Origin of the sequence: Proteus genomosp. 6, assembly GCF_040139785.1 — a bacterium.
Classification (GTDB): domain Bacteria; phylum Pseudomonadota; class Gammaproteobacteria; order Enterobacterales; family Enterobacteriaceae; genus Proteus.
Genome location: NZ_JBEEVJ010000011.1, coordinates 1 through 25901, shown reverse-complemented (window position 1 = coordinate 25901; position 25901 = coordinate 1). Strand labels below are relative to the sequence as shown.

The following is a 25901-nucleotide window of genomic DNA, read 5'->3' as shown; positions in this document are numbered from 1 at the left end:
TGAATTGATCACTTTTTTTTAACTTCGTTATTATTGTTTAATACTCGAATTATAAACAAGAGCATCTACATGATGTTGTAATTTAATAAAATAGGAGATAAGGATATCATGCATAATGAGATATTAAAAAAATTACCGCAAATAGAGCAAGAGCATCAAGTTAAATTACTTTATGTTGCAGAAAGTGGTAGTCGAGCTTGGGGATTTGCCTCAACAGATAGTGATTATGATGTTCGGGGTATTTTTATACGGCCTCGTAATGCTTATCTTTCTATTGATAAACCTAAAGAAACCTTCGAATGGATAGAAAATAGTTGGTTTGATGTAGGCGCTTGGGATATTACCAAAGCTCTACACTTATTACGCAAATCGAATTGTATATTATTAGAGTGGCTCCAATCGCCAATAATTTATCAACAATATCCTAATGTTCAAAAAGAGTTATTTGAGCTTGCAGAACTCTATTATCAACCAAAAGTGATTGTTCATCATTACAGAGGAATTGCTAAAGTTGTGAGTGGATATTGTCCTGAAAATAACGCTAAAAATGAGATTAGTGCAGAGCCAATAAAATTAAAAAAATGGTTCTATATGTTACGCTCTCTTTTATCCGCTTATTGGACAGTGAAAATGAGTAGCATTCCGCCTATGGAATTGGATAAGCTGATAAAAATTTTAACTATCGAAGAACAAAAAGCCATCAAAGAACTAGTAGAATTTAAATCAGATAAAGATGAACATTTTACTTGGGTGCCAACAGATGCAATGCAACATCTAGTGATCTTTTTATGGCAAGAGACAAATGTTCAATTAACCAAGAGAACAGTACCCGATAATAATATTTTAAATAATTGGTTTAGGAAAAAATTAGATGAAACTGACTATTGAAGATATAAAACCTTACCTTTTATTTGAAAGTATTGCTGGAAGTCGTTCACATAATCTTGCAACGGAAACATCAGATACAGATATTAAAGGTGTCTTTTATCTTCCTAAAGATCTTTTTTATGGGTTGGAATACACACCACAAGTAAGTAATGAAACCAATGATATAGTCTATTATGAACTTGGACGATTTATAGAACTATTGTGTGCATCTAATCCTAATATTTTAGAGTTACTTAATTCACCCGAACAGATGGTTACTTATCGACATCCTTTAATGTCATTGATAAAACCAGAATGGTTTTTGTCTAAAACTTGTGTTCAAACATTTGTGCGCTATGCACAAGGGCAGATTAAGAAAGCTCAGGGACTAAACAAAAAAATAGTAAATCCGGTCGAAAAAAAATTAAAAACTATTCTTGATTTTTGTTATGTCATTGAAGATGGAAAAACAACATTAATCAATACTTGGTTAGAAAATCGACGTTGGAAACAAGAGAATGTTGGGTTAGCAAAACTTACTCATGCTCAAGATACTTATGCAATTTATTATGGTGATAAAGTGCCTTATCAAGGAATAATAAAAAAAGAAAATGCTAATGATGTATTGCTAAGTAGTATTTCTAAAACAGCAAAACTAGAAGGTTATCTTAGCTTTAATAAAGAAGGTTATAGTGCATATCGCAAGCAATATCATGAATATTGGCAGTGGGTTGAGCAACGTAATGATGTTCGTTACCAACAAAACATCGATCATGGCAGAAGTTATGATAGCAAGAATATGATGCATACCTTTAGATTACTCTATATTGCATTAGGGATTGCACAAGAAGGTAAAGTGAAGGTTTGGTGTGATAACAGAGATGAATTATTAGTAATTAAGGCAGGTCAGTTTAGTTATAATGAATTATTAGAGCGCAGTGAAATTCTTATTAAGACTATTAAGAGAGCATTTCAATTAAGCCTGTTGCCTGAAAAAATTGAGCCTTCAATTGCAGAAGTTGCTCTTATAAATATAAGAAAAGAGCTTTATAACTAATAGAAAAATAAACTAGCCTAGAAAACTAATATCCCTTACGTAATGTAAGGGATATGCTATTTTAAATATTTTAAGTATACAAACTAAATGTAAAAATATTTATTAAATAGCGTTGATATATAAAAATATTAATTAGTTGCAAGATACTCTGGGTAAGCATCTGTTAACTTCATATATATACGCTTGTGCTCTGCGTTCTTTCTAAAATCCTGTTTTAAACAGATTTTAGCTGTATTTTTTAACTCAGCAGGCATATTTTCTGCGTTTGCAGAGGCAATAATGGAAAAACGCACTTTCTTTTTAGACCGACTCAAATTATAAGGTAAACCTAAAATACGTCTTGCGACTCTGTTTGTTTTCACAACTCACTCCTTTTTGCATGTAATTTAGAGAAAGCCTATTTATTATAGCAGAGAATAAATAGAATAAGATATTGGTAACCTTATTAATTTAGCATTAAAGGCTATTCTGCCTATATTTTCCCTTTTTTTAAAAATATTCAGATTAATAAAATAAATATTTTTATATTCGAAATTTAATTAAGTATCTAGATTATCATCAGTTGAAATTAAAATATTTACACTTATAAAGTGTATTTAAAACACTTGTCATGATTAAAAATAAGAAATTTAGCTTAATATTAACATCGAGTTATTTGTCTCATAATTGAGATGATATAAGATGCTTTAATTTACAATTAATTATCATTTTTTTGAAAAAGAGAATTAGAAAAGAGATCTCGTTAAAAATTTAACGTTATTTTAATTCAAGGAGGTATAGATCCAATTAAGATAACCTTTAAAACCATTTTCAATCGGTATTATAATTACTTCAGGAGTATCATAAGGATGTATTTCGATAAGAGTATCAATTAAGTTTTGCTGTTTACTTTTTTCGGATTTTATCATCATAAGTATTTCATTATCTTCAACAATTTCATTATTCCAATGATAAATAGACTTTACGTGAGGTATTAAATTCACACAAGCAGCAAGTTTTGCATTGATGAGGTGGTGAGCAATTTCATTAGCGATTGTTTCATTTGGTGCGGTTGAGTATGCAATTATCATTGTTTTTCCTTTTAAAATTAATTCGATCTTTCATAGCAACAATAAGGTTTGGTGATTTTAATTTTATCAAAATAAAACTTTTTAAAACTTAAAGCTAATATTTTTATTTTTAGCGAAATAAAACAGTTTTTTCAAAAAAAACTTTCTCGATATGAAATGTTTACGGCATTATTAAGGGCTTTTTACGTATTATAAGGTTCTTGTAGTAAAGAAAAATATCAGGGTGCCGATATTATTATTAGATTAATGAAATCTATCTATTTGTGTTATAAGGCTTAATTTTGCTAAAGGCATTTTTACCTTCAATAATATCTCTAATATAAAATAAACTAATTAGTCATAAGATTTATAAAAATTTGTGGGGTTTAAAATGGATAATAATTCGCTAAAAAACGCGAGTTTATTTGATAATGATCCCGTTCTCTATGCTGCGTGGCTTTACTATCAAGACGGACTCAGCCAAAGTGAAGTTGCAAATATTATGGGTGTTTCTCGAGTCACCGTCGTGAAATATTTGCATCTAGCTAGAGAAAAAGGATTCGTAAATATTAACTTGGATTCATCAGTATTTTCTACGATTGATTATGCCATCAGAATAAAAGCAAAATTCGATCTTAATAATGTGCTTATTTTACCTGATGAAGAAAAGAATAAATCGCAACACACTTTAAATATGAATAGAGAAAGATTAGCGAAAGCAGGAGCAATGTATCTTTCTCAGATAATTAATGACGATGATATTTTAGGTGTTGCTTGGGGACGAACAATTTATAAATTGGGTAATTATCTTCCACCCAAGTCATTAAAAAATATCACCGTACTACAAATGATAGGTGCAGTAGCGCCACAGCCTGATTTTAAAACAACAGAAGCAGCCGCGTTAATCGCAAACAAGTTGTCAGGGTGCAGTATTAATTTGCATGTGCCTGCGGTGGTTTCTAGTGCGCGCCTAGCAATGGAACTTCAAGCTGAACCTATTATTAGGCGTAATTTTTCAGCGCTAAATCAGTGTAATAAAGCCCTTTTTGTTGTGGGTAATACATTAGATGATAATCCTTTGGTTACAACGGGGGTTTTAACGAGCAGTGAAATGGCTCAATATCGTGATTTGGGTGCTGTTGGCGTAATTTGTGGACGTTTTTATGATGCGCAAGGCAATCCTTTGGTTTCTGATATTGACCTTAGAATAATGGGAATAAGCCTTGCTCAGTTAAGACAAATAACACAGAGACTTTTTATTGCTGGTGGTGTGGAAAATATTCAGGCGACAATAGGGGCGATAAAAGGAGGTTACGCCACTGATATTGTGATTGATGAAGTCACAGCGCTGGCATTATTAGAGCTAGACAATTAGTAATAAAATCCTCGTGAAAGCGAGGATTTGTTGGCAAACCACTATTTAAGCTTTACTTATTTCTGATAAAAATAAAGTGTTTGAAGCATTTGTTTTGATCAGTCTATTTTGTAAAGCTTACATATAAAGAAAAAGATAAAAATGATAAGTTGTTAACATTTTTATCTTTTTTTATATGAGCCTCTTGCCTTAAATACTTATATCATTCATTATATAAAAAATTATATAACGATAGTCGGGATCACCACTTTTATGAAACGCCAATTTCTTGCTGGTTTAGGGCTAGCATTAGGATTAATTTGCCATAATACATTTGCAGCAGAGCTTCATCTTTATGCAGGCGCTGGATTAAAACAACCAGTAGAGCAAGTTGTGAGTGTATTTGAAAAAGAGACAGGAAATAAAGTTACTATTGAATATGGCGGTTCAGGTCAAATACTAACACGCTTTAATTTAACTAAGCAGGGGGATTTATTTTTTCCCGGTTCACAAGATTACGTGGAAAAGTTAAATAAAGAAGGACAAGTAGTTAATCAATATTCTATTGTTCGCCATATTCCAGTTATTGCTGTGCGTAAAGATAAAGTGGGTGATATTAAAACACTAGAAGATCTTGCGAATAGTTCATTAAAACTAGGTATGGGTGATGCTAAAGCTATCGCATTAGGAAAAAGTGGCGAGCAACTTATTGATGCATCAGGTCAAGGCGATAAACTACGTGATAAAGTTGTTGTACGCACTGCAACCATTAAACAATTGCTTATGTATTTACTCAATGGGGAAGTGGATGCCGCCATTATTGGGTATGCAGATGCAATGAAAAATCAAGATAAACTCGTTTTGCTTCCAGTTCCTGAAGGTAGCCCAGAAGAAGTGGCAACACTTGCTGTTTTAAAAACATCAGCAAATCCGAAAGAAGCACAATTACTTGCTGATTATTTTACTCGTGCTGAAGGGATAAAGGCTTTTACTGATTATGGTTTTCTTCCTGTAATTTCGAAACCATAGATTTTTTCTCACATAAATTGTGTTTTTTCGCCACCAACTCACTGGTGGCTTTTTTCATTATTACAGCAAAATAAATATCTATCTTAAAAAGGAAATAACGTGTTTCGATGGGCATTAATTCCACTTTTTTTATTGTTATTTCTGATCTTAGGATCGCTAATTGCATTGATATGCCAACTTTCTTATGTTGAATTGAGGCAAGTTATTACCGATCCTGAATTCCATTTTGCTATTGGCATGTCGCTCAGTACAGCGTTAACTTCTTTATGTCTAGCAATTATCCTAGGTGTACCTGCCGCATGGGCAATGGCAAGAATTCCTTTTAAAGGACATCGTTTTATTGATGCGTTATTAGATTTGCCTTTGGTTACTCCTCCATTAGTTATCGGTATCGGATTATTATTATTGTTAGGAAATCAGGGCCCTTTAACAGGCGTTTTTCCTGAATTATCTCGCTCTCTTTTTTCACCATTGGGTATTATTATTGCTCAAACTTATGTCGCAAGCGCGATTATTATGAGAAATAGTCTCTCTGCTTTTAAGTCTGTCGATCCTGCTTATATTCAAACGGCACAAAATTTAGGATTAACGCCAACAAAAACATTTTTCTTGATTGAAATACCACTGTGTTGGCCAGCTTTAATGAGTGGAAGCATCATTGCATTTTCTAGAGCTTTAGGTGAATTTGGCGCAACGTTAATGTTAGCTGGTGCAACAAGGTTAAAAACAGAAACGTTGCCTATGGCAATTTATTTAAATATTGCCAGCGGAGACTTTACTCTGGCAATAGGTTGTGCGCTTGTTCTTATCGCTATCGCGATTACTTTGTTATTTGCATTACATCGTTTACAGCGAGAAAGGAAAAGATCATGTTAGAAATTCGTTCATTAACAACGGGTATATTAAAAGATATTTCGTTGGACGTAGAAAAAGGAACATGTTTAGGAATAAGTGGTACATCTGGAAGTGGTAAAACAACGCTTTTAAATGCGATTGCTGGATATACTTCATACACTGGTGATATCTACCTTGCAGATAAAAATATAAATGAACAACCAGTATGGTTACGCTCTTGTCGATATTTAAATCAACGGCTTTATTTATTTCCGTTTATGACTGTGACACAAAATTTATGGTTAGCACAATATGGTGCAAAACAGAAACGAAGCAAGGAGAGAGAAAAGGCGATATTAGAGCAAATGGGAATTGCACATCTCGCTACACGTTATCCTCATCAAATTTCAGGAGGGGAGCAACAACGCGTTGCATTGGCAAGAGCGCTTATTAGCCAACCCAAACTGTTACTACTGGACGAACCTTTTTCGAGTTTGGATTGGGAAACACGTTATCAGCTTTGGGATTTAATTGATTCCTTAAAATCTAAGGAAATAACGATGATCATGGTTACTCATGAGCCTCGTGAAATCAGAGCGCTAGCAGATAAAACGGTTTTATTGTCTAAAGGACAAGTTGTTACTGAAAATTCTATACTATGAAATTGTTGCTTTGCTTATTGATTACCAAGCCATTACTGACCAATGGATAATACGCCCCATAATTTTTACAGAATCAGTTTCTGCTGATTCATCAGGAAATTCGTCTTTATTATAACTACGTATAATCAATTTACCGCCCGGTTGACGATAGAGCAGTTTTATTCTAAACAAGGCATCTTGTTCGATAGCATAAATGCCACCATCAACAATACGTGTGTTACCTGTATCGACAGTGACTGTTGAGCCATTGGGAATAACAGGTGACATACTATCGCCATAAACAGAAAAGCAAATAACGTTTTGAGAAGATGCGCCATAACGGCGTAATGTGCTTTTTGAAAATCTCAATTTATATCCATTATGATCTTCGTTAGTACAACAACCGTCACCCGCCGCGAGTTCGATACTTTTAAAATAGGGAATTTCCACTTCATCGGCACCTAAAGGGGTATTACTGTCCCATTCACTCACCGGTTGCCATTCATTCTCTGGTGGAATTTCAGAAGTTGCATTGGGTTGTTCTTCACCTTCGAGTAGCCAAGCCAAATCACAATTTAATGCTTTTGCTAATTCAGGTAAAAAACGGGGGCGTTTAGTTTTACCACTTTCTAGCTGTTCTATGGATTGCTGTGTCGTACTCGCTAAAGTAGCAAGTTCTGATTGTGTTAAACCTAACGCAATGCGTTTATCTTTGGTACGTTTCGCAATAGACATTAGTGACTCCTAATACGTGTCCTTACATATTCAAGTACAAAGAGTATATCGTAAAAAGAAAACAAATTAAATTGTATTTTATCTTAATTATAAAACTAGGAATAGATTAGTTACTTAATTTTGAAAACGTCGTCTGCACTATCTGGTGGGGTGAGGTAAGGGTTTTCATCAGTAACTTCAGGATCTCTCAAGACTTCTCCACAGAAAATAATAAGGTCAGGTCTTTTTTGTTTTAAGTAGTTAAGTCGTGTTGTGCATTCATCTTTAGTATAAATTGTTTCTGTAACAGGAACTGCATCACAAGAATCATTTCCACAAGGACTTACCAACAACACATAACCGACCAGCATGAGCTGTGAAGTAAACATAAAATATCCTTTTAACTATTCATGTTTGGTCATCAAAATCAGACCGCTAGATTACCTATTTGTTGATAAAAAAGCAGTTTCTATTTGTCTTAAATAGCATTAATGATGCAAAAAAGTGTATGCGATCACAATTTTTCTAGTGTTTATTTGTGTTTTTTTGCAATGTGTTATAAGCAAATGACCTAAATATTAGGCAATAATACGCTGTGATATATTGTGAAAACAAATAGAATTGTTTTTTAGTCTACTTAATTGTTGTAATATTGTTATTTGTAATATTAAATTGATATTTCTCATGAGATATTAGTTTAAATGATGCTTGTTAATTAGATAAATTAAGGCAAAAAGTATTATATTTAGCAAATATTAAAGTAGTTTCGACAATAAATAGAGAATAATTTTATTCTAATGTTATCGAAAAAATATTAATACTCAATATTATTAATATTTGCTCCTAATTATATTCTTAAAAAGAAAGCAAAAAGCTAAAGTAGAGATGTTTTTTCTTTATTTATTGATTATAAAGGGTAAATATATAAGATATTTTCATTATGTAACGAGTAGGTTTCTTGTGCAAATTAAAATTACTCTTTTTATGATATGCGGCAAAACTAATTTAGTTTCATTTAATCTCTATCTGAAAATAGTGAATGATATAAAAATATGCCTAAACTTACTTTTATCACGTATAATTTATTGGTAGGAAAGGTAAGTTATCTCTCTTTATTGAATTAATTTTAAATAATGCATTTACTGTCTTATATCTTAATATAGGAAATATTTTATATAAGATTTCTTTTAGTTAAAATAACTTTTATGGTGATGGCGAATTATGTTAAAGAAAATTGTGGGTTCTCTGTTTTTAATATTTACAGTTATGGTGTTATCAGCTTGTGGTGATAAAACAGATGATCCAGGACAGGCTGCCGTTGCATTCGTTGAAGCAATTGCAGAAGGAAATGGAGATAAAGCAGTATCATTAATCCACTTAGGCGAAATGGAAAAAGATCCAAGAGCAGAGCAATTTAATAGCAAGTTTAAGATGATTGTTGCGGAAACAGGGAAACAAGTTAAAGAGCAGGGTGGTTTAAGCAAGGTTGAAATTGTTAGTGTTGAATATAGCGAAGATAAAAAGAGCGCAATAGTGACATTAAAAACTGTCTTAAAAGATGGTGTAGAAAAAACAAAAGCACAAGAAATGATTAATGTTGATGGTAAATGGAAAGTTGCTTTCAAGTGATTGTTCGCATATTTAATATTGTAGCTTTATTCTTAGCGGGTGCATTTTATGCACTCGCTTTGCCTCATGACTTAAAAAATGGTGATTTAGTCTTTCGGGATGGGGATGAAGTTATTAGTGAGATAATTAAACAAGTTGATAAAAGTGGGTTTAGCCATGTAGGTTTGCTGTGGATCTCTGATTACGGTGTTCAAGTGATCCATTCTACACCCAGTGAACATAGCAATATAAAAGATGGCGTTACTGTGGATAGTCTTGAATTTTTCATTAGTCGAGCAAAGCCGAATTCAGTTCGTTTTTACCAAGTGAAAGGAAGTGAAGAAGCTAGAAATATTGCGGTGCAAACTGCATTAGAACGAGTTGGTGAAAAATTTAGTATTTACCCAGGACAGGGTGTTTATTGCACTGAGCTAGTTGCTACTGCATGGTTAAAAGCTGGGGTTTCTATTTCCACGGGTAGTCGAAAATTAGATATGCCATTTATTTCAGATAATCCACTTATTTTTCCTGAAAATCTGATTAACTCTGAAAATATTTTTCCATATCCACAGTGATATTTATCTTTAAGTTATTTCAAGCGTAAGACTAATTAGAAAAAATACAAATAAAAATGTATATTAATTGTCTAGCTCTTTTGGAAAGTTATAGGTAATATCTGTCTAAATTTATTTTCCCCTCTCTTTTGATTATTTAGGTCGTTGTTATGTAATACACATTAAGGCACTGAAGGAATAGTGCAATACAGAAAAATCAACTTACTGAATTTCTTTTTAAATTTGGTAGGACTTCTGTTACTTGATGAGTATTAAATAATGAATAATCAATCACAAAAATATGATAGAACTTATCACTATCCTTTTTCACCAGGCACAACAAACGACGATCGTATAAATGCACAATGGTGGCAGGATATTTGCAAGATAAAACAACTTATCCATACAGAAAAACTGGATGGAGAAAATAATTGCCTGAATAAAATGGGTGTTTTTGCACGCTCGCATGCAACCCCAACACAATCAGCGTGGACATCTCAATTGCGCCAACGTTGGCAATTGATGAAAAATGATTTAGGTGAGTTAGATATTTTCGGCGAGAATCTATATGCCATTCATTCTATTGAATATGCACACCTAGAAGAATATTTTTATGTGTTTGCGGTTCGTTATAAAGATAAATGGCTAAGTTGGGAAGAAGTGCAGTTTTATGCTTCTCTGTTTGATTTTCCAACTGTGCCAGAAATTAAACTGCCTAAATGTCAGGATAAAACTGATTTTGAAAATATGATTGTTTCACAAGCGAAACAGGCAAGTTTCTTTCAATCACATGATGTTTTAACGCAAAAACCAAGCCCAATGGAAGGTATTGTTACACGAGATGCACAATCATTTTCTTTAGATGATTTTTCACATCGTGTTTTTAAATATGTTAGAAAAGATCACGTTAAAACAGATGTTCATTGGAAAAAAAATTGGCGACGAGCCTCTTTAATTTGGGAAAAAACACAGGAGTCTCAATGATGCTTCATAAGAAATTACACACTGAAATGTCATGGGAACATCTCTGTGGATTGTATGACGAAATTAGTGATATGGCTGGTGTTATGCAAGATCCTATTCATCATGCAGAAGGTGATGTGGCGATACATACACAAAGAGTAATCAATTCAGTTAAATCATTGCCAGAATATAAGACTTTAACTGAAAGAGAACAGCAAATTTTATGGATCTCGGCACTACTTCATGATGTGGAAAAACGATCTACAACACGCGAAGAAGAGGGGCGTATTGTTTCACCGGGTCATGCACGTAAAGGGGAATTAACAACACGTCTTTTTCTGTATGAAAAAGTACCTTTAAGCTTTGCTGATAGAGAGCAGATCGCGGCTTTAGTTCGCTTTCATGGGCTGCCGTTGTGGGTGATGGATAAGCCTGATCCTAAAAAAGCGCTGCTTGCTGCATCATTAAGAGTAGATTGCTATTTGTTGGCATTATTAGCTAAAGCTGATGTTTTAGGGCGAGATTGTGAAGATAAACAAGCCCTTTTTGATAAAATTGTGTTATTTGCGCTTTATTGTGAAGAGCTAAATTGTTGGCGTAAGGTTGCTCCATTTCCTTCAGATGATGCTCGCTTTCACTATTTTTATACAGAAAATAGTACGGATTGCAATTATGAGCCTTACCCTGAAAAAGGAAGTGAAGTTACGGTGTTATGTGGATTACCAGGTATGGGAAAAGATACTTTTATTCGCCAACATTGTGCAGATCTTCCGATTGTGAGTTTAGATGATCTCCGTCGTCAGCATAATATTAAGCCTGATAACAGAGATGCTAATGGTTGGATAGTACAGCAAGCAAAAGAACAAGCCCGTCTTTATTTACGAGAGCATAAACCTTTTGTTTGGAATGCCACCAATATTACAAGAAAAATGCGAGATCAACTTATCTCTTTGTTTTATCGTTATAATGCGAAAATTAGATTGGTTTATATTGAAGTCCCTTATGTGCAGTGGCAGAGGCAAAATAATGCAAGAAACGAAGCCGTGCCAGTTAAAGTAATGGAACGCATGTTGAGTAAATTGGAAGTACCAACACCAGAAGAAGCGCATGAAGTGATTTATTGGATTGAAGGGCAATCTCAGACCATACTTTAATTATCCGATTATTTCGGCGAAATGATAAGTCGGTTATAAAGTAAAGTGAGGGTTACTTATTTTTATAAGTAACCCTTTTTACTTATTGAGTAGGATTAATTTGCAGGTAAAACAACGTACTAAATTTATTTTTTAACGTGATGGATAATATCGAAATAGGTATTACGATCATCAGCATTTGGATAAATACGATAGGTATATTCATCATTTTTAACCGTGATATTTTCTACATCTCGGGTGAATAATGTTTTACCCTCAGTATCTTTGGCAACTAAGGTACGTATTTTGCCATCATCTGACATTGACCAATCACCTTGCATTTTCTGTTTACCTTCCGGTGTAAACATAATAAAAGTGCCATTAGGGTAATACTCAGCAAGTCCAAAATAGTTGCTGACTTGAGGATTATCGGCCACAGTTTTATTTCCTTTTTCATCGATAGCATCAGTCGTTATCCAAACTTTTTCTATCATGACTTTCTCATAGTCATTCAGTTCTTTTTGAGCCTGAATAACTCCTTGAGTTTGAATATTGGCAGTTGATGTCGAACTCTCTGCGGCAAAAAGAGAAAAACTAGCGCTTAATAATGAGATTGCGATAAGTGATTTTATTTTCATTAATATATCCTTATTTTACGTTGTACTTCTTGTCTATGAACACTGATGTTTTTCCTGTTAGTAATAAAGTTAGGCATGAAACGAGGTAAGTACCAGAAAAGAAGTATGTCAGAATGTTTCTGATGAAAAGGTTGTTTTACAAAAACAGCTAGAATTAAATCACTTTAACTGCGTTGTTTTCGGTGTTAAGTATCAATAATTTTTGTTTTTATGATTTATTATCCGATTAAAAGATGTTCAACAATATAAATAATTATTATAAACAATGGATAAAACGTATAGAAAGCCTTCCTTATTTACAAAATTAGATCAAAGCTTGACCAATCGATGTGCAATATAGACAAAGATAAATAGCCAGCTCTCTGTAAAAATGGTGCATAAAATGAAAGATTGAAATAAATAATCAATATTTTATTTATGAAAAGGGTGTTGTAAACGTATTGAATGATATCTCGATCACAAAAATGAAAAGACAAAAATAGAAGATGTTTTAAGCATTACTTTTGCATTACTTAAGTGATTTATGTTCTTTGGTAAAAGGGTATCGTTTTCTTTGGTATTTAATGATTAGAATTTCTTTATGGCAAATGCGTTTTAAAAATCCGCGATGATAAAAATAATTAATGCATTGCTCGATTCAATTAGATTGTATTTTATTTAAGCATTATTACGGATATTTTACAGAAATATAAAATTATTTTTCTGTAATGCCTTATTTATAAAATTAAATTTATTTATGGTAAATAGATTGGAATGACGTTATATGTAGATTTACTTTGTCTGAAAAATAAATAAATTCTAAATTTACTTATTAAATAATCTTACGATTATCATTGTTTATTTCTGTTTCTTTTTGTTTTTTATTTTTGTATTTCTGCTTTTTTTTGCTTTTAATAAATAACATATGATTGTAATCACAATCCCATAACAACTAATAAACTAAAGTTGTTGCCATAGAGGTAACATTAAATGAAAGCAGAACGTCATAAAAAAATAATTAATCTGATTAAAGGTAATGGTGCAGTAAAAGTTTCTGTTTTGGCCAAAGAACTTGATGTTACCAAAGAAACAATACGATCAGATTTAAATACACTAGCAGAAAAAGGAATTATAAAAAGATGCCATGGTGGTGCTTTTATAGAATTTGAGACATTAGATAAAGTCGCTAAGAAAGAAATTATACAATTTCTAGAATGTAATGATCAAATTGATAAAAACGATTTAGCAAACAAGACTGCAATAAATAAGGTGTGCGTACTGGGCTCATTTAATGTTGATATGATTAGTTATCTTCCTAGATTGCCAGAAGCCGGGGAATCCTTATTATCGAATAAATTTATCTTCTCACCAGGAGGTAAAGGCTGTAACCAAGCATTGGCGGCGAGTTATGCTGATGCACAAGTACATTTTATTACGAAGATAGGTACTGATCAATTTAGTGATTATGCAGTTAATTTTATATCGTCATCAAGAATAAAAACGTCAACGATATATCAAACTGAAAATTATCAAACAGGAACAGCGTCTATTTTTGTATCGGAGGAGAGTGGAGAGAATATTATTTCTATTTACTCGGGTTCTAATATGGATATTTCTGCTGATGAAGTAAAAATACAGAAAGATAAAATTATTGACGCGGATATAATTTTAATTCAATTAGAAACGAATATTGAAGCATTAAAAGAAATTATTGCTATTGGAAACGAAAATAATATTCCTATTATTCTTAACCCAGCACCTTATAACAAAATAGTTAATGAATTACTTCCAATGATAGATGTTTTAACACCTAATGAAACGGAAGCAAGTTTATTATCTGGGATAGAAGTACTTGATTTAGAATCTGCAAAAAATGCTGCAGTTTCTATTTATCAGCAAGGCGTAAATAAGGTGGTTATTACGCTGGGTAGTAAAGGTTCGTTAGCTTATGACGGATATAAGTATATTTATTCGCCGGCATATCCGGCAGTTGTAAAAAATACAGCAGGGGCAGGTGATGCTTTTAATGGAGCACTCGCTGCCTCATTGGCAAAAGGAAAGCAGTTTTCTTATGCGTTACGCTATGCATCAGCTTTTTCATCATTAGCTGTTGAGACGAGTAATGCTTCAGAAATGCCTGAAGATATTAATGTCATGCATCGCATCAATCAAACAACATATTCACAGATTGTCACCCAATCCCCTGAATAAATAATCTTTTTTGAAAGAGGAATAAAAATGAAAATCTTATTTATTGGTGAGTCATGGCACATTCATATGATCCACTCCAAAGGCTACGACAGTTTCACTTCCAGCAAATATGAAGAAGGTTCAACGTTCTTATTAAGTTGCTTAAGAGAAAAGGGTGTTGAAGTTGATTATATGCCAGCTCATACCGTTCAGGTTGCATTCCCTCAAACGGCTGAAGCATTAGCTAAATACGATGTCATTGTTATTAGTGATATTGGTGCAAATACGTTCCTTCTGCAAAACGATACTTTCTATAACATGAAAGTTATCCCTAACGCATTAGGGTTAATTAAAGAGTTTGTGGTTAATGGCGGTGGTTTATTAATGATTGGTGGTTACTTGTCATTTATGGGTATTGAAGCTAAAGCAAACTACAAAAATACATTACTTGCAGAAGTTCTGCCTGTTGAAATGCTGGATGGCGACGATCGTGTTGAAGCGCCAGAAGGTGTATTTGCAAGTGCGGTTAATGCAGAGCATGCATCCGTAAAAGGTTTTGGTGAATGGCCAATGTTCCTTGGCTATAACAAAGTTTCAGCTAAAGAGAATACAGAAACTGTATTAAATATTGGCGAAGATCCATTACTGGTATTTGGTCAGTTTGAAAAAGGAAAAACAGGCTGCTTTATGAGTGACTGTTCTCCTCACTGGGGAAGTAAAGAATTTTTAGCATGGCCGCATTATGCCGATATGTGGGTCAACATTCTTAAACAAATCGCTCGTTAATTTGAATTAAGAATAACTGTCATAAAAAGTAAAAAAGCGCAGAGTTGCTGCTCTGCGCTAATAAAAAACCGATTACTTGAAAAATAAAAAAAGAAATCACTCATAGCCAATAATCCAAAAGGAACATCTTATGAGTACAAAAAATTTATCAACACCATTGCTGATGTTAGCAACTGTGTTAGCAGGTATGCTATCACCAATGCAGTCTGCGGTGAATGGGCAGTTAGGGCATGTTTTAAAAGATGGTAACGCCAGTGCAGTTATCTCTTTTGCCAGTGGTTTAGTGGTGATGTTTTTTATCATTATGTCGAAAAAACAGTATCGCCAGCAATTTGCTTCAATCCCTAGTTTAATTAAAACGCGCAAAATTCCATTATGGAACTGGTTTGCGGGTCTTTGTGGTGCAATGGTTGTTTTCTCTGAAGGGGCTTCTGCGAGTGCATTAGGGATTGCAACATTCCAAACAGCATTAATTTCAGCACTTTTATTATCAGGCTTATTATGTGACCGCTTTGGTGTTGGTGTTGATGAGAAAAAATATTTCACACCATATCGTGTATTAGGAGCTGTGTTAGCTGTTGTTGCGACTTTATTTGTAGTTTCTCCGCAATGGCACTCAACCTCATTTATTTATTTAGCAATCTTACCTTTCCTTGCGGGTTTATTAGCCGGTTGGCAGCCAGCAGGTAACTCAAAAGTTGCAGAAGCAACAGGTTCTATGATGGTGTCTATCACTTGGAACTTTATTGTTGGCTTCACTGTTTTAACGATTGCTCTTATTGTTCGTATGGCATTAGGTCATATCACTCTTGAATTACCCGGTACTTGGTGGATGTATTTAGGTGGTCCTTTAGGGCTTATGTCTATCGCATTAATGGCTATTTTAGTACGTGGTTTAGGCTTACTGATGTTAGGTGTTGCTTCAACAGCGGGTCAATTGTTAGGTTCTGTATTAATTGACTTGTTATTACCTTCATTGGGCAATACCGTTTATTTAGTGACAATCATCGGTACATTATTTGCGTTAGTGGGTGCAATTGTAACAACAATTCCTGAATTCAGAGCGACTAAGTCAGCAAAAGCGTAGGAGTATCGTAATGAAAGGTTATATTCAAACCGTAACTGGCCCCGTGAAAAAAGAAGATATGGGGCTAACATTGCCCCATGAACACCTCTTTAATGATCTCTCAGGTGTTGTTGATGAACCTTTTTATGAATTCTCGCATGTGTTAGTTGATAAAAAAGTGAGTGCAGATATTCAGTGGGGACTTAAATACGATCCATATTGTTGTTGCGATAATATGGATAAAAAACCAATCGAAGATGTTATTTTTGAATTAAATAACTTCAAAGAGTTAGGTGGAAGAACAATTGTTGATGCAACAGGCTCTTCATCCATTGGACGTGATATTAGAAAACTAAGACAAGTTGCAGAAATAACAGGTATTAATGTTGTAGCTTCTTCAGGACTTTATATTGAAAAGTTTGAAGGAGAACGGCTGGCTGATGATATTGATGCAATGGCAAAAATCATTGATGATGAATTGAATGTAGGTATTGATGGTACTGATATTCGTGCAGGTATGATTGGTGAAATTGGTGTTTCTCCATTCTTTACAGATGGTGAGAAAAATAGCCTACGTGCCGCCGCTATTGCACAAAACAGTAATCCTCATGCTTCGATGAATATTCATATGCCAGGTTGGCAACGTCGTGGTGATGAAGTTTTAGATATTCTATTAACAGAAATGGGATGTAATCCCGCTAAGATTTCATTGGCACATTCTGATCCATCAGGTAAAGATATTGATTATCAATGCAAAATGTTAGATCGCGGTGTTTGGCTTGAATTTGATATGATTGGTCTGGATATCTCTTTCCCTAAAGAGGGTGCGGCACCAAGTGTTATGGATACCGTAGAAGCTGTCGCAACTTTAATTGAACGAGGTTATGGTAGCCAAATTGTATTAAGCCATGATGTGTTTTTAAAACAGATGTGGGCGAAAAATGGGGGGAATGGCTGGGGATTTGTTCCTAATGTATTCCTTTCATTATTGGCTCAACGTGGCATTGATAAATCTATTATCAAAAAATTATGTGTTGAGAATCCAGCCAATTTGTTGGCTTAAATCTGAAGTGAATAAATAACAATAAATATACCCCTTGAAGTAAATTTAGCGGCATCTTAATAAGGTGCCGCTTTTTTGTGTCTCAAGGAAACGAAGACAAATTTAAGCATTAACGTAAATGATAATTTTCAATATAACGTAATGAGTGTGTTGAACCATTAATTACTAAAGAATGTGTTTGTAGATATTGAGCTTGTTGATTAACACCAGATAAGAAATCACCTTTGGTAATCGCGGTTGCGGCAAACATAACATCTTGGTTACGTACTAATGTGTCTAATGACAATTTAATATTTACATCAGTACCCATTTTATGACAACGAGCAATTTCAGAAACGGCATATTCTCTATTTTCTGCACTATTTCCTTTTGCAATATCACGAGTAATTAAACGTGCTTGCATATCACCACCTAATGCCTTAGCGATAGCTGCACTAATTACGCCTTCAGGTGCTCCACCAATACCATACATAACATCAATACTGTTATTAGGCATTGTGGCATATAAAGAGGCTAGAACATCACCATCAGGTAGTGTAATAACATTAATACCTTTAGCGCGTAGATCGTTAATAATATCGTGGTGACGCGGTTTATCTAAAATAGCGAGAGTTAACTGCTCAATAGATTTATTTAATGTTTGTGCAATCGCATCAAGGTTATATTCAAGGCAATGGTTAAGATCAATCACACCAGCAGCTTGCTTACCCACAATTAATTTTTCCATATACATGTCGGGAGCTTGTAAAAAACTGCCTTCAAAGCCTGCGGCTAAAATGGCTAGGGAATTATTTTCACCCGTAGCGACCATGCGAGTACCGTCAATTGGATCAACCGCGATTTCTATTTTATCGCCTTTCCCATTACCTACTTTTTCGCCAATATAGAGCATAGGTGCTTCATCTATTTCACCTTCACCAATGACTATTTCACCATTGATATTCAGGTTATTCAAACGTTCACGCATAGCACTGACAGCAGCATCATCTGCTGCATTTTTATTTTGTTTTCCAATCCAAGGCATTGCTGCAATAGCTGCGGCTTCTGTTACAGAAGCGATAGCATTAGTTAATTCGTCATTTAATTTCATATTATGAGTGTGTTTTGCGATATAAATGGAAGATTAAGATAGGTTGCCGATCATACCTTTTTTTCGAAATTATGTGCTAGGTTTAAATCAAGAGTTCTCGAAATAGGTTATTTAGGAATAAACTAAGATAAATCTGTGAAAATTAAAGTATAACTAAGGTTAAGAGATTAAAAGCATGTGATGCTTAACGCAAAAGGATTAGGTTTATGGATGACTTTTTGGTGCTTATCGTTACAATATTTGTCGTGGTATCTTTGTATTGGCAATATCACGCTTATACAAATAGCAACTCATTGTTACATCGAATTAAACAGCTTGAAGAAAAACTTACTAAACAACAAGAGAAATTATTTAAGTTATTAAGTAAAGATAACGCTGCGGATATTCGCACAGAGCTTGACGCTCAGAAAAGCGAAGTTAAGGATTTCTCTTGTGATATAAAAAAAGAGCCTCAATCAACGATTTCAACTGCTTCAACTTATCAACCTAAAACAGTTGAACCTATTAACACAACAGAACATGTGAAAAATCAGGCGGAAAATAAAGACGCGCCTGTATCTCAATATGCACAAGCATCACAAGAAACAGCATTTAATAAAGTTTCTCCTAAAGAAGAAAATCCAATTGTTCAATCTTCTATGGTTAATAATATTAACTTTGAAAACAAACAACCTGATCAGCCAGAAATATCAACAGCCCCTACACCTAAAGGAGCTGAGCCTTATCAACCTAAGATAGCAACAAGTCGTTTTGCCCATCATTACCAACAAGAGGCAAAACAAACATCTGTTAAATCAACATCAGATCTGCTTGCCGAAAATAGAGCTAATATGGCAAGTGCAAGCCTTGCAGGATCTGAAACAGGTAATTTAGGAAATGCTACACCTCAAGCAAATAGACCTGCATCGCAATATAGACCTAATTTAAACCCTCGTCCAAAACGTCAACAGAAATCGATCTTGGGGCTTATTTGGAATTGGGTAGTAACAGGAAATCCGCTGGCTAAAATAGGGATGTTATTACTCTTTTTTGGTCTGTCTTATTTACTTAAATATAGTATTGAGAATGAGCTTGTCTCAGCATCAACACGTTTAATGATGGCGGGAACAGGATGCTTAGCGTTATTAGGTATTGGCTGGTGGCTTAGAAAGAAAAACCTGATATATGCATTAATTTTGCAAGGTGGCGGCATTGGTGGGTTTTACATTACTATTTTTGCTGCGACTAAAATTTATGATTTTATTCCTATTAGCATTGCTCTCGCTATTATGGTGTTTATCTGTTTGGTTAGTGTAAGTTTGGCAGTTATTCATCGGGCTATTAGTTTAGCTATATTAGCTTCACTTGGTGGTTATTTAGCACCTGTATTATTGTCTACGGGTAGTGGCAATTATGTTGCATTGTTTAGCTATTATCTTATTCTTTCAATTGGTATTCTTATTATCAGCCATTGGCAAGTTTGGCGTTTATTAAATCTTATTGGTTTTGCATTTACTTTTGGTATTGCTTTTATATGGGCAATACCAAATTACACTCATGCTGATTATTTACCTTGCCAGCTATTTTTAATTGCAAATTGGTTGATTTTTGGTGTTGCAACGGAACTTTCAACATTAAAAAATAAACTGAAACTTAATATTCCTTTTGATGCCACATTACTATTTGGTACGCCATTAATTGGTTTTATCTTCCAACATCGATTAGCTTCTGAATGGCCATATGGTGTTGCTATTGCTTCATCACTTTATGGATTAGCTTATTTCGCACTAAGTTGGTTTGCACTTAAGCGTTATCGTGAAGAGGGCAAATTACTGGCAATTGCCTTCTTTATGCTATCTGTCACCTTTGCTACTTTAGCCGTACCATTTGCATTCTCTGCTGAATGGACATCGATTGTATGGGCAATTGAAGGGGTAATGATCCTCGCATTTTCTGTTTTACAGCAGCAAAAGAAACCTGCGATTGCAGGGACTATTTTAGTTGCGGTTTCCTCTGTTTTATTATTTAACATGCCTGTTATCTCGCTAGGCGATTGGCTAATGCTTGTAACACAAGTCATCGTTGTATTTGCCGTCGCAGTACTGTGGTATCGAGCACAATTTATTAATCTTGATAATCGAACTATTGGATATGTAACACTATTTATTTCTGCTGTAAGTTGGGGATATAGCGTTTTACTTCTACAAGAATATGGCGAACATTGGCTTTCTCCAGAAGTAAAATCCATTACCTTTGCTTTTATTCTTATTAGCTGTTGGGGCATGTTCTTTGCTGGGAAGAAAGCCCAATTTTCTGAGTTGGCTAGTTGTTCTATTTTATTATGGCCGATGTCAGCGCTTATTATGTTGGTGTACATCTATCTTGCAGGCTCGTTAATTGATAATTGGTTAAGTGCGATTATCTGGATAGCAGTTTTTGCGAGTGGTTTTTACTTGCTTAAGGTAAATACGTTATTGCCGAAACAAAGGATAAATAAAGCATTGATCCACAGTATGCACCTTATCTTTATTGTTCTATTCTTATTTACTGAAATTATTTGGTTAATGGATGTTACGTACCTTTATGTGAGTTTACATTTTGCAAGCGTAATTTTTGTTATAAGTTTATTTATTGCAATAAGCTATATACTAGCAATGAAAGTTGATTGGATAAAAGAGTACCAAAATGCTTATTGGGTAGTCACTTTTCCTGTTTTAGGTTTACTGGCACTTTCTTTAATCTTTGCAAACTTTAATGACGGCACTGAAAGTGGAGTTAAATTTATTCCATTATTTAACTTAATGGATCTAATGGGAGTTATTGGAATATGGGTTGGCTATAAATTTATATTAGTAATAAAACAGTCACCTAAATATAAAATATTATTGAAAAATAACTTGATTATATTTAATTACATTATTCCAGCTATGATTTTCTGGTGGGCAAACGGTATTTTATTAAGAGGACTAGTCTTTGCAACAGATATTGATTGGTCGAGTTATGCAATAATTAATTCCAAAGTTATCCAAACAGTATTAGCCATTATTTGGGCAATTACTGCGTTAGTGACTATGGTGATGGCGACACGTAAGAAGTTACGTTCACAATGGTTTATTGGTGGCGTACTGTTGGCCGTAGTTATCGCTAAACTTTTCCTAATTGATACATCATTAAGTAGTGGGTTGCTCAGAGCATTGGCCTTCATTGGTGTTGCAATACTGATTTTATTAATTGGGTATTTCTCACCATTGCCACCTAAAAAGCAAAGAGAAAATACAAAAGTATAGACGTTTTTTACATGTGCGTTTTATTGATCTTTGAAATTAAATCATGCATATAATCTTAAGTGATTAATGCATGATTTCATGATCTAAAGAAGAGGAGAGTATCAATGCATCAAGGTCAATGTTTATGTGGCAAGGTTAAGCTATCGACAGCGCAAGATATCTCTGCACTCAGCGTTTGTCATTGCAGTATGTGTTTGCGTTGGAATGGTGGCCCTGGTTTTTCAATTGATTGTAAATCAGATTTGAAGATTGAAGGTGAAGAAAATATAACACGTTATGATTCATCTTTATGGGGAGAACGAGCATTTTGTAAGCATTGTGGTTCTCATCTTTTTTATCATCTAAAAGAAACCCATACTTACTATGTATCAGCAGGATTATTCCCCGATGCAAAAGAAAGTAAACTGACAATGCAAATTTATATAGATAGCAAACCTAATTATTATAATTTTGTAGAAAAAACACCCATGCTAACAGAACAAGATATTATGAACATGTTCAATAAATAAAATTTCATTTATTAGTTTTTTATATTTTTTGATTTTTTAAAGACTCTTTTCTACATGAGTCTTTTTTATTATTTTATTTCATTAAATAAATATTAATGTAATATAAAGGAAGCGCTGGGTTGCTATTTTCTTATTATAGTATGATGTTTGTATTCACGCCTGTGAAGAATTGATTTAATGTTCTTTGTTATGGTGTAATTTAAAAGGAAAAAGTTATTGATAAATACATTGATAATAAGTCGAGTTGAAATATTTAGCTTGGGAATAAAAACACTTCTTAGCCAGATTAAAAAAATTAATATCCGAAAGGTGGTGAATAATGAAAATGATGCATTTCGTTATTGCCGACAATTTTCAGTTAATCTTATTATTATTTATTCAGCACCTTCAGTCTCATTAATTGATTCTATAAAAAGAATAAAGCGATCATCTTTATCAATTAAAATTATTGTTATTTCACCAAAAACAGATTCAATATTATCAATAACACTTCTTCAATTGGGTATTGAAGGTTTTATTGTAGCTGATACTTCTTGTGAAAATATTCTGCAAGCTATCCGACAGGTTTGTATCGGTCAACGGTATATAAGCCAAGAGTTAGCGATGGAAATCGCACTAACAAAATTACAGCAAGAATTAAATCCTTTACATCATCTGTCTGAACGAGAATTGCAGATTATGTCGATGATCATTAGAGGGAAGAAAATCACACAAATCGCAAGTGAGTTGAATATTAATACAAAAACAGTAAATAGCTATCGTTACCGAATGTTTAGTAAACTTAAAATTTCAGGTGATGTAGAATTAACACATATAGCAATACGTTATGGGTTAATTGAGATAGAGAGTCATTTACAAAGTGGAAGACAAATTTGACGCCAAAGCATTCTTAAGCCGAGTCACAGATAAACCAGGTGTGTATCGGATGTATGATGCAACAGACACAGTAATCTATGTCGGCAAAGCTAAAGATCTGAAAAAAAGGCTTTCAAGCTATTTTCGTACACAGGTAAATAGCCGTAAAACTGAAGCTTTAGTGAAGTGCATTGCAAATATTGATGTCACGATCACCCATACAGAAACGGAAGCTTTATTGCTTGAACACAGCTACATTCAGCGTTATCAGCCTCGCTATAATGTGTTGTTGCGAGATGATAAATCCTATCCTTATATCTATTTAAGCGGTGATAAACACCCCAGACTTGCTAGCTACCGTGGCGCAAAACATGCGAAAGGGGAATATTTTGGACCTTTTCCTAACTCCTTTGCAGTGAGAGAAACCTTAGCATTAATGCAAAAATTGTTTCCTATTCGTCAATGCGAAGACAGTGTTTATCGCAATCGTTCAAGACCTTGTTTGCAATATCAAATTGGGCGTTGCCTTGCACCTTGCGTAAAAGGTTATGTTTCTGATGAAGAATATGCCCAACAAGTTAATTATGTGCGACTTTTTCTTTCAGGTGATGATACGCAAGTTATTGATGGATTGGTTAAACGTATGGAAGGAGCTAGCCAAGAATTACGTTTTGAAGAGGCCGCTCGCATTCGTGATCAAATTCAAGCGGTAAGGCAAGTAACAGAAAAACAATTTGTTGCCAATATTGGGGATGATCTTGATGTGATCAGTGTTGCTTTTAATGGTGCGATTGCTTGTGTTTATGTTCTCTTTTTCCGTCAAGGTAAAGTGTTAGGTAGTCGGAGTTATTTTCCTAAAGTTCCTGCAAATACCTCAATCGATGAAGTTGTTCAGACTTTTATTGGTCAATTTTATTTACAAGGCAGTGCAATTCGTACTTTACCAAGTGAAATTTTGCTCGATTTTGATTTAGAAGATAAAGCCATTCTTTCTGAATCTATATCTTCAATTGCAGGTCGAAAAATTCAAATTCAAACAAAACCGCGTGGTGATAGGGCGCGCTATTTGAAATTAGCTAGAACAAATGCGGCAACGGCATTGGCTTCAAAACAAGTCGAGCAATCGACAATTTCACAGCGTTATACCTCTTTGATGTCTCTTCTTGATATGAAAGAGATAAAACGAATGGAATGTTTTGATATTAGTCACACTATGGGAGAGCAAACTGTGGCTTCATGTGTAGTATTTGACATGAATGGCCCATTAAAATCTGAATATAGGCGCTATAATATTAGTGGTATTACTCCTGGTGATGATTATGCGGCGATGAATCAAGTGCTTACTCGACGTTATGGTAAATCATTAGAAGACAGTAAGGTTCCAGATGTTATCTTTATCGATGGTGGTAAAGGGCAATTAGCACAAGCAATAGAGGTATTTGATTCTCTTAATGTTGATTGGGACAAATCACACCCGAAATTAATTGGTGTCGCAAAAGGAAGTGATCGTAAAGCAGGGCTTGAAACTTTGTTTTTTGTGCCTGAAGGTGAAGGAATGGCGTTACCTTCTGATTCACCTGCGTTACATTTGATCCAACATATTCGTGATGAATCCCATCGTCATGCAATAACGGGACATCGTCAACGTAGAGCAAAAGTAAAAAATACCAGTTCGCTGGAGTCTATTGAAGGCGTAGGGCCCAAACGTCGTCAAATGTTGTTGAAATATATGGGAGGGCTACAAGCTTTACGAGATGCAAGTGTTGAAGAAATTGCAAAAGTCCCCACAATTTCGACGGCATTAGCAGAAAAAATTTTTAATGCGTTGAAACACTAAGTGTATTGATGCACCATATTAATAACTCTCACTTTTCTAGGTCGTGTAGAACGCTATGCAACTAAATATCCCAACTTGGCTAACTCTATTTCGTGTCGCTCTAATCCCATTCTTTGTTTTGGTGTTTTATTTACCATTCAAAGATGCTCCATTAGTTTGCGCTATTATTTTTATGGTAGCAGCTGCAACAGACTGGTTTGATGGTTTTTTAGCACGTAGATGGAAACAAACTACCCGCTTCGGAGCTTTTCTTGATCCAGTAGCGGATAAAGTAATGGTTGCAACAGCACTTGTTTTAATTACTGAGTACTATCATGAGTGGTGGATAACCTTACCTGCAGCAACAATGATTGCTCGTGAAATTATTATTTCTTCATTAAGAGAATGGATGGCTGAATTAGGGAAACGTAACAGTGTTGCAGTTTCTTGGATAGGAAAAGTGAAGACGACCGCACAAATGGGATCGCTTGTTGTGTTATTATGGCGTCCTACTGTTGAAGCAGAATGGTTTGGATTCGCTTTATTATATATCGCAACAGTGCTGACTTTCTGGTCAATGTTTCAATATTTGAGCGCTGCGTGGTCAGATTTGCGCGAAGGTTGATCGAAATGACTGAAAATTCACCGAACAGTCAAAAAGATGCAAATATAGTGTTGACTAGATTCAGGAAATCAGTAGAATGCAACGCATCGAAAGGCACAACGGTTTACAGAAATAAATAAGTAAATCAGCAAGTTCGGTAATGCGGGAATAGCTCAGTTGGTAGAGCACAACCTTGCCAAGGTTGGGGTCGCGAGTTCGAGTCTCGTTTCCCGCTC

The 25901-nt window shown here is 34.4% G+C and carries 25 protein-coding genes and 1 tRNA gene; 20 read left to right on the top strand and 6 right to left on the bottom strand.

Features of this window, described 5'->3' with window-relative positions:
• Positions 1 to 108 precede the first annotated feature (108 nt).
• Positions 109 to 888, top strand: a complete 780-nt coding sequence (locus ABN212_RS13880) for a nucleotidyltransferase domain-containing protein (RefSeq protein ID WP_198632197.1) — start codon at positions 109 to 111, stop codon at positions 886 to 888.
• Complete coding sequence (locus ABN212_RS13875; RefSeq protein WP_198632196.1) at positions 872 to 1924, top strand: DNA polymerase beta superfamily protein; 1053 nt, start codon at positions 872 to 874, stop codon at positions 1922 to 1924. Before ABN212_RS13880 ends, ABN212_RS13875 begins: the two co-directional genes overlap by 17 nt.
• Before the next feature lie 128 nt (positions 1925 to 2052).
• Here ABN212_RS13875 and sra read toward each other — a convergent pair whose 3' ends face one another.
• Together sra and cutA are read right to left on the bottom strand one after the other, a co-directional pair.
• Positions 2053 to 2286, bottom strand: a complete 234-nt coding sequence (sra, locus tag ABN212_RS13870; protein WP_109373597.1) for a stationary-phase-induced ribosome-associated protein — start codon at positions 2284 to 2286, stop codon at positions 2053 to 2055.
• A gap of 399 nt (positions 2287 to 2685) precedes the next feature.
• A complete protein-coding gene (gene cutA / locus ABN212_RS13865; RefSeq protein ID WP_198619902.1) occupies positions 2686 to 2994 on the bottom strand; it encodes a divalent-cation tolerance protein CutA in 309 nt (102 codons plus the stop codon).
• 370 nt (positions 2995 to 3364) lie between these two features.
• Here cutA and ABN212_RS13860 point away from each other — a divergent pair, with 370 nt between their 5' ends.
• From ABN212_RS13860 to ABN212_RS13845, 4 genes are all read left to right on the top strand, one after another.
• Positions 3365 to 4348 (top strand): sugar-binding transcriptional regulator, encoded by a 984-nt coding sequence (locus tag ABN212_RS13860; protein WP_099075600.1) that lies wholly within the window; start codon positions 3365 to 3367, stop codon positions 4346 to 4348.
• 252 nt (positions 4349 to 4600) lie between these two features.
• On the top strand, positions 4601 to 5356 hold the full coding sequence (gene modA / locus ABN212_RS13855; protein WP_196532527.1) for a molybdate ABC transporter substrate-binding protein: 756 nt from the start codon (positions 4601 to 4603) through the stop codon (positions 5354 to 5356).
• A gap of 99 nt (positions 5357 to 5455) precedes the next feature.
• Complete coding sequence (locus ABN212_RS13850; protein ID WP_109401741.1) at positions 5456 to 6232, top strand: ABC transporter permease; 777 nt, start codon at positions 5456 to 5458, stop codon at positions 6230 to 6232.
• Positions 6226 to 6852 carry an ABC transporter ATP-binding protein gene (locus tag ABN212_RS13845; RefSeq protein ID WP_160230432.1) on the top strand — a complete coding sequence of 209 codons (627 nt, stop codon included), beginning with the start codon at positions 6226 to 6228 and terminating at the stop codon, positions 6850 to 6852. The genes ABN212_RS13850 and ABN212_RS13845 overlap by 7 nt, the downstream gene beginning before the upstream one ends.
• A 21-nt stretch (positions 6853 to 6873) precedes the next feature.
• Here the strand turns inward: ABN212_RS13845 and ABN212_RS13840 are convergent, their stop codons facing one another.
• Together ABN212_RS13840 and ABN212_RS13835 are read right to left on the bottom strand one after the other, a co-directional pair.
• Positions 6874 to 7566, bottom strand: coding sequence for an XRE family transcriptional regulator (locus ABN212_RS13840; RefSeq protein WP_109373592.1), 693 nt, complete (start codon positions 7564 to 7566; stop codon positions 6874 to 6876).
• A 110-nt stretch (positions 7567 to 7676) separates the two neighbouring features.
• Entirely contained in the window at positions 7677 to 7934 is a 258-nt protein-coding gene (locus ABN212_RS13835) for a hypothetical protein (RefSeq protein WP_006532995.1), read from the bottom strand.
• 832 nt (positions 7935 to 8766) lie between these two features.
• Here ABN212_RS13835 and ABN212_RS13830 point away from each other — a divergent pair.
• From ABN212_RS13830 to ABN212_RS13815, 4 genes are all read left to right on the top strand, one after another.
• On the top strand, positions 8767 to 9174 hold the full coding sequence (locus tag ABN212_RS13830) for a DUF4878 domain-containing protein (protein WP_196532529.1): 408 nt from the start codon (positions 8767 to 8769) through the stop codon (positions 9172 to 9174).
• Positions 9153 to 9728: a YiiX/YebB-like N1pC/P60 family cysteine hydrolase gene (locus tag ABN212_RS13825; RefSeq protein ID WP_232806269.1), complete on the top strand. Its 576-nt coding sequence runs from the start codon at positions 9153 to 9155 to the stop codon at positions 9726 to 9728. Before ABN212_RS13830 ends, ABN212_RS13825 begins: the two co-directional genes overlap by 22 nt.
• Positions 9729 to 9986: 258 nt before the next feature.
• Complete coding sequence (locus tag ABN212_RS13820) at positions 9987 to 10691, top strand: RNA ligase family protein (protein ID WP_349443318.1); 705 nt, start codon at positions 9987 to 9989, stop codon at positions 10689 to 10691.
• A complete protein-coding gene (locus ABN212_RS13815) occupies positions 10688 to 11824 on the top strand; it encodes an AAA family ATPase (protein WP_198619905.1) in 1137 nt (378 codons plus the stop codon). Before ABN212_RS13820 ends, ABN212_RS13815 begins: the two co-directional genes overlap by 4 nt.
• Positions 11825 to 11949: 125 nt before the next feature.
• On the opposite strand, the gene ABN212_RS13810 is transcribed toward ABN212_RS13815, so the two are convergent.
• Complete coding sequence (locus ABN212_RS13810) at positions 11950 to 12441, bottom strand: DUF4822 domain-containing protein (RefSeq protein ID WP_349443317.1); 492 nt, start codon at positions 12439 to 12441, stop codon at positions 11950 to 11952.
• Between the two features lie 969 nt (positions 12442 to 13410).
• On the opposite strand from ABN212_RS13810, the gene ABN212_RS13805 reads away from it, so the two are divergent.
• From ABN212_RS13805 to ABN212_RS13790, 4 genes are all read left to right on the top strand, one after another.
• Positions 13411 to 14631, top strand: a complete 1221-nt coding sequence (locus ABN212_RS13805; protein WP_109373588.1) for a PfkB family carbohydrate kinase — start codon at positions 13411 to 13413, stop codon at positions 14629 to 14631.
• Between the two features lie 27 nt (positions 14632 to 14658).
• On the top strand, positions 14659 to 15396 hold the full coding sequence (locus ABN212_RS13800) for a glutamine amidotransferase (RefSeq protein ID WP_006532984.1): 738 nt from the start codon (positions 14659 to 14661) through the stop codon (positions 15394 to 15396).
• 130 nt (positions 15397 to 15526) lie between these two features.
• Complete coding sequence (locus tag ABN212_RS13795; RefSeq protein ID WP_075674018.1) at positions 15527 to 16483, top strand: DMT family transporter; 957 nt, start codon at positions 15527 to 15529, stop codon at positions 16481 to 16483.
• A 10-nt stretch (positions 16484 to 16493) separates the two neighbouring features.
• Positions 16494 to 17525: a methylphosphonate esterase gene (locus ABN212_RS13790; protein ID WP_075674019.1), complete on the top strand. Its 1032-nt coding sequence runs from the start codon at positions 16494 to 16496 to the stop codon at positions 17523 to 17525.
• A 109-nt stretch (positions 17526 to 17634) separates the two neighbouring features.
• On the opposite strand, the gene glpX is transcribed toward ABN212_RS13790, so the two are convergent.
• The gene (gene glpX, locus ABN212_RS13785) at positions 17635 to 18615 is read right to left on the bottom strand and encodes a class II fructose-bisphosphatase (protein ID WP_160230428.1); all 981 of its coding nucleotides are present in this window, start codon (positions 18613 to 18615) and stop codon (positions 17635 to 17637) included.
• 206 nt (positions 18616 to 18821) lie between these two features.
• Between glpX and ABN212_RS13780 the strand changes: the two genes are divergently transcribed.
• The 6 genes from ABN212_RS13780 (at position 18822) to ABN212_RS13755 (ending at position 25900) form a co-directional block, all read left to right on the top strand.
• A complete protein-coding gene (locus ABN212_RS13780) occupies positions 18822 to 21881 on the top strand; it encodes a DUF2339 domain-containing protein (protein ID WP_349443316.1) in 3060 nt (1019 codons plus the stop codon).
• 104 nt (positions 21882 to 21985) lie between these two features.
• Entirely contained in the window at positions 21986 to 22390 is a 405-nt protein-coding gene (locus ABN212_RS13775) for a GFA family protein (protein ID WP_198619908.1), read from the top strand.
• 216 nt (positions 22391 to 22606) lie between these two features.
• Positions 22607 to 23266, top strand: coding sequence for a LuxR C-terminal-related transcriptional regulator (locus tag ABN212_RS13770; protein WP_198619909.1), 660 nt, complete (start codon positions 22607 to 22609; stop codon positions 23264 to 23266).
• Positions 23250 to 25082, top strand: coding sequence for an excinuclease ABC subunit UvrC (gene uvrC / locus ABN212_RS13765; protein WP_196574360.1), 1833 nt, complete (start codon positions 23250 to 23252; stop codon positions 25080 to 25082). The genes ABN212_RS13770 and uvrC overlap by 17 nt, the downstream gene beginning before the upstream one ends.
• A 55-nt stretch (positions 25083 to 25137) precedes the next feature.
• A complete protein-coding gene (gene pgsA / locus ABN212_RS13760; protein ID WP_075674025.1) occupies positions 25138 to 25686 on the top strand; it encodes a CDP-diacylglycerol--glycerol-3-phosphate 3-phosphatidyltransferase in 549 nt (182 codons plus the stop codon).
• Positions 25687 to 25827: 141 nt separating this feature from the next.
• Positions 25828 to 25900 (top strand) — tRNA-Gly (locus ABN212_RS13755).
• Position 25901: the final 1 nt, after the last annotated feature.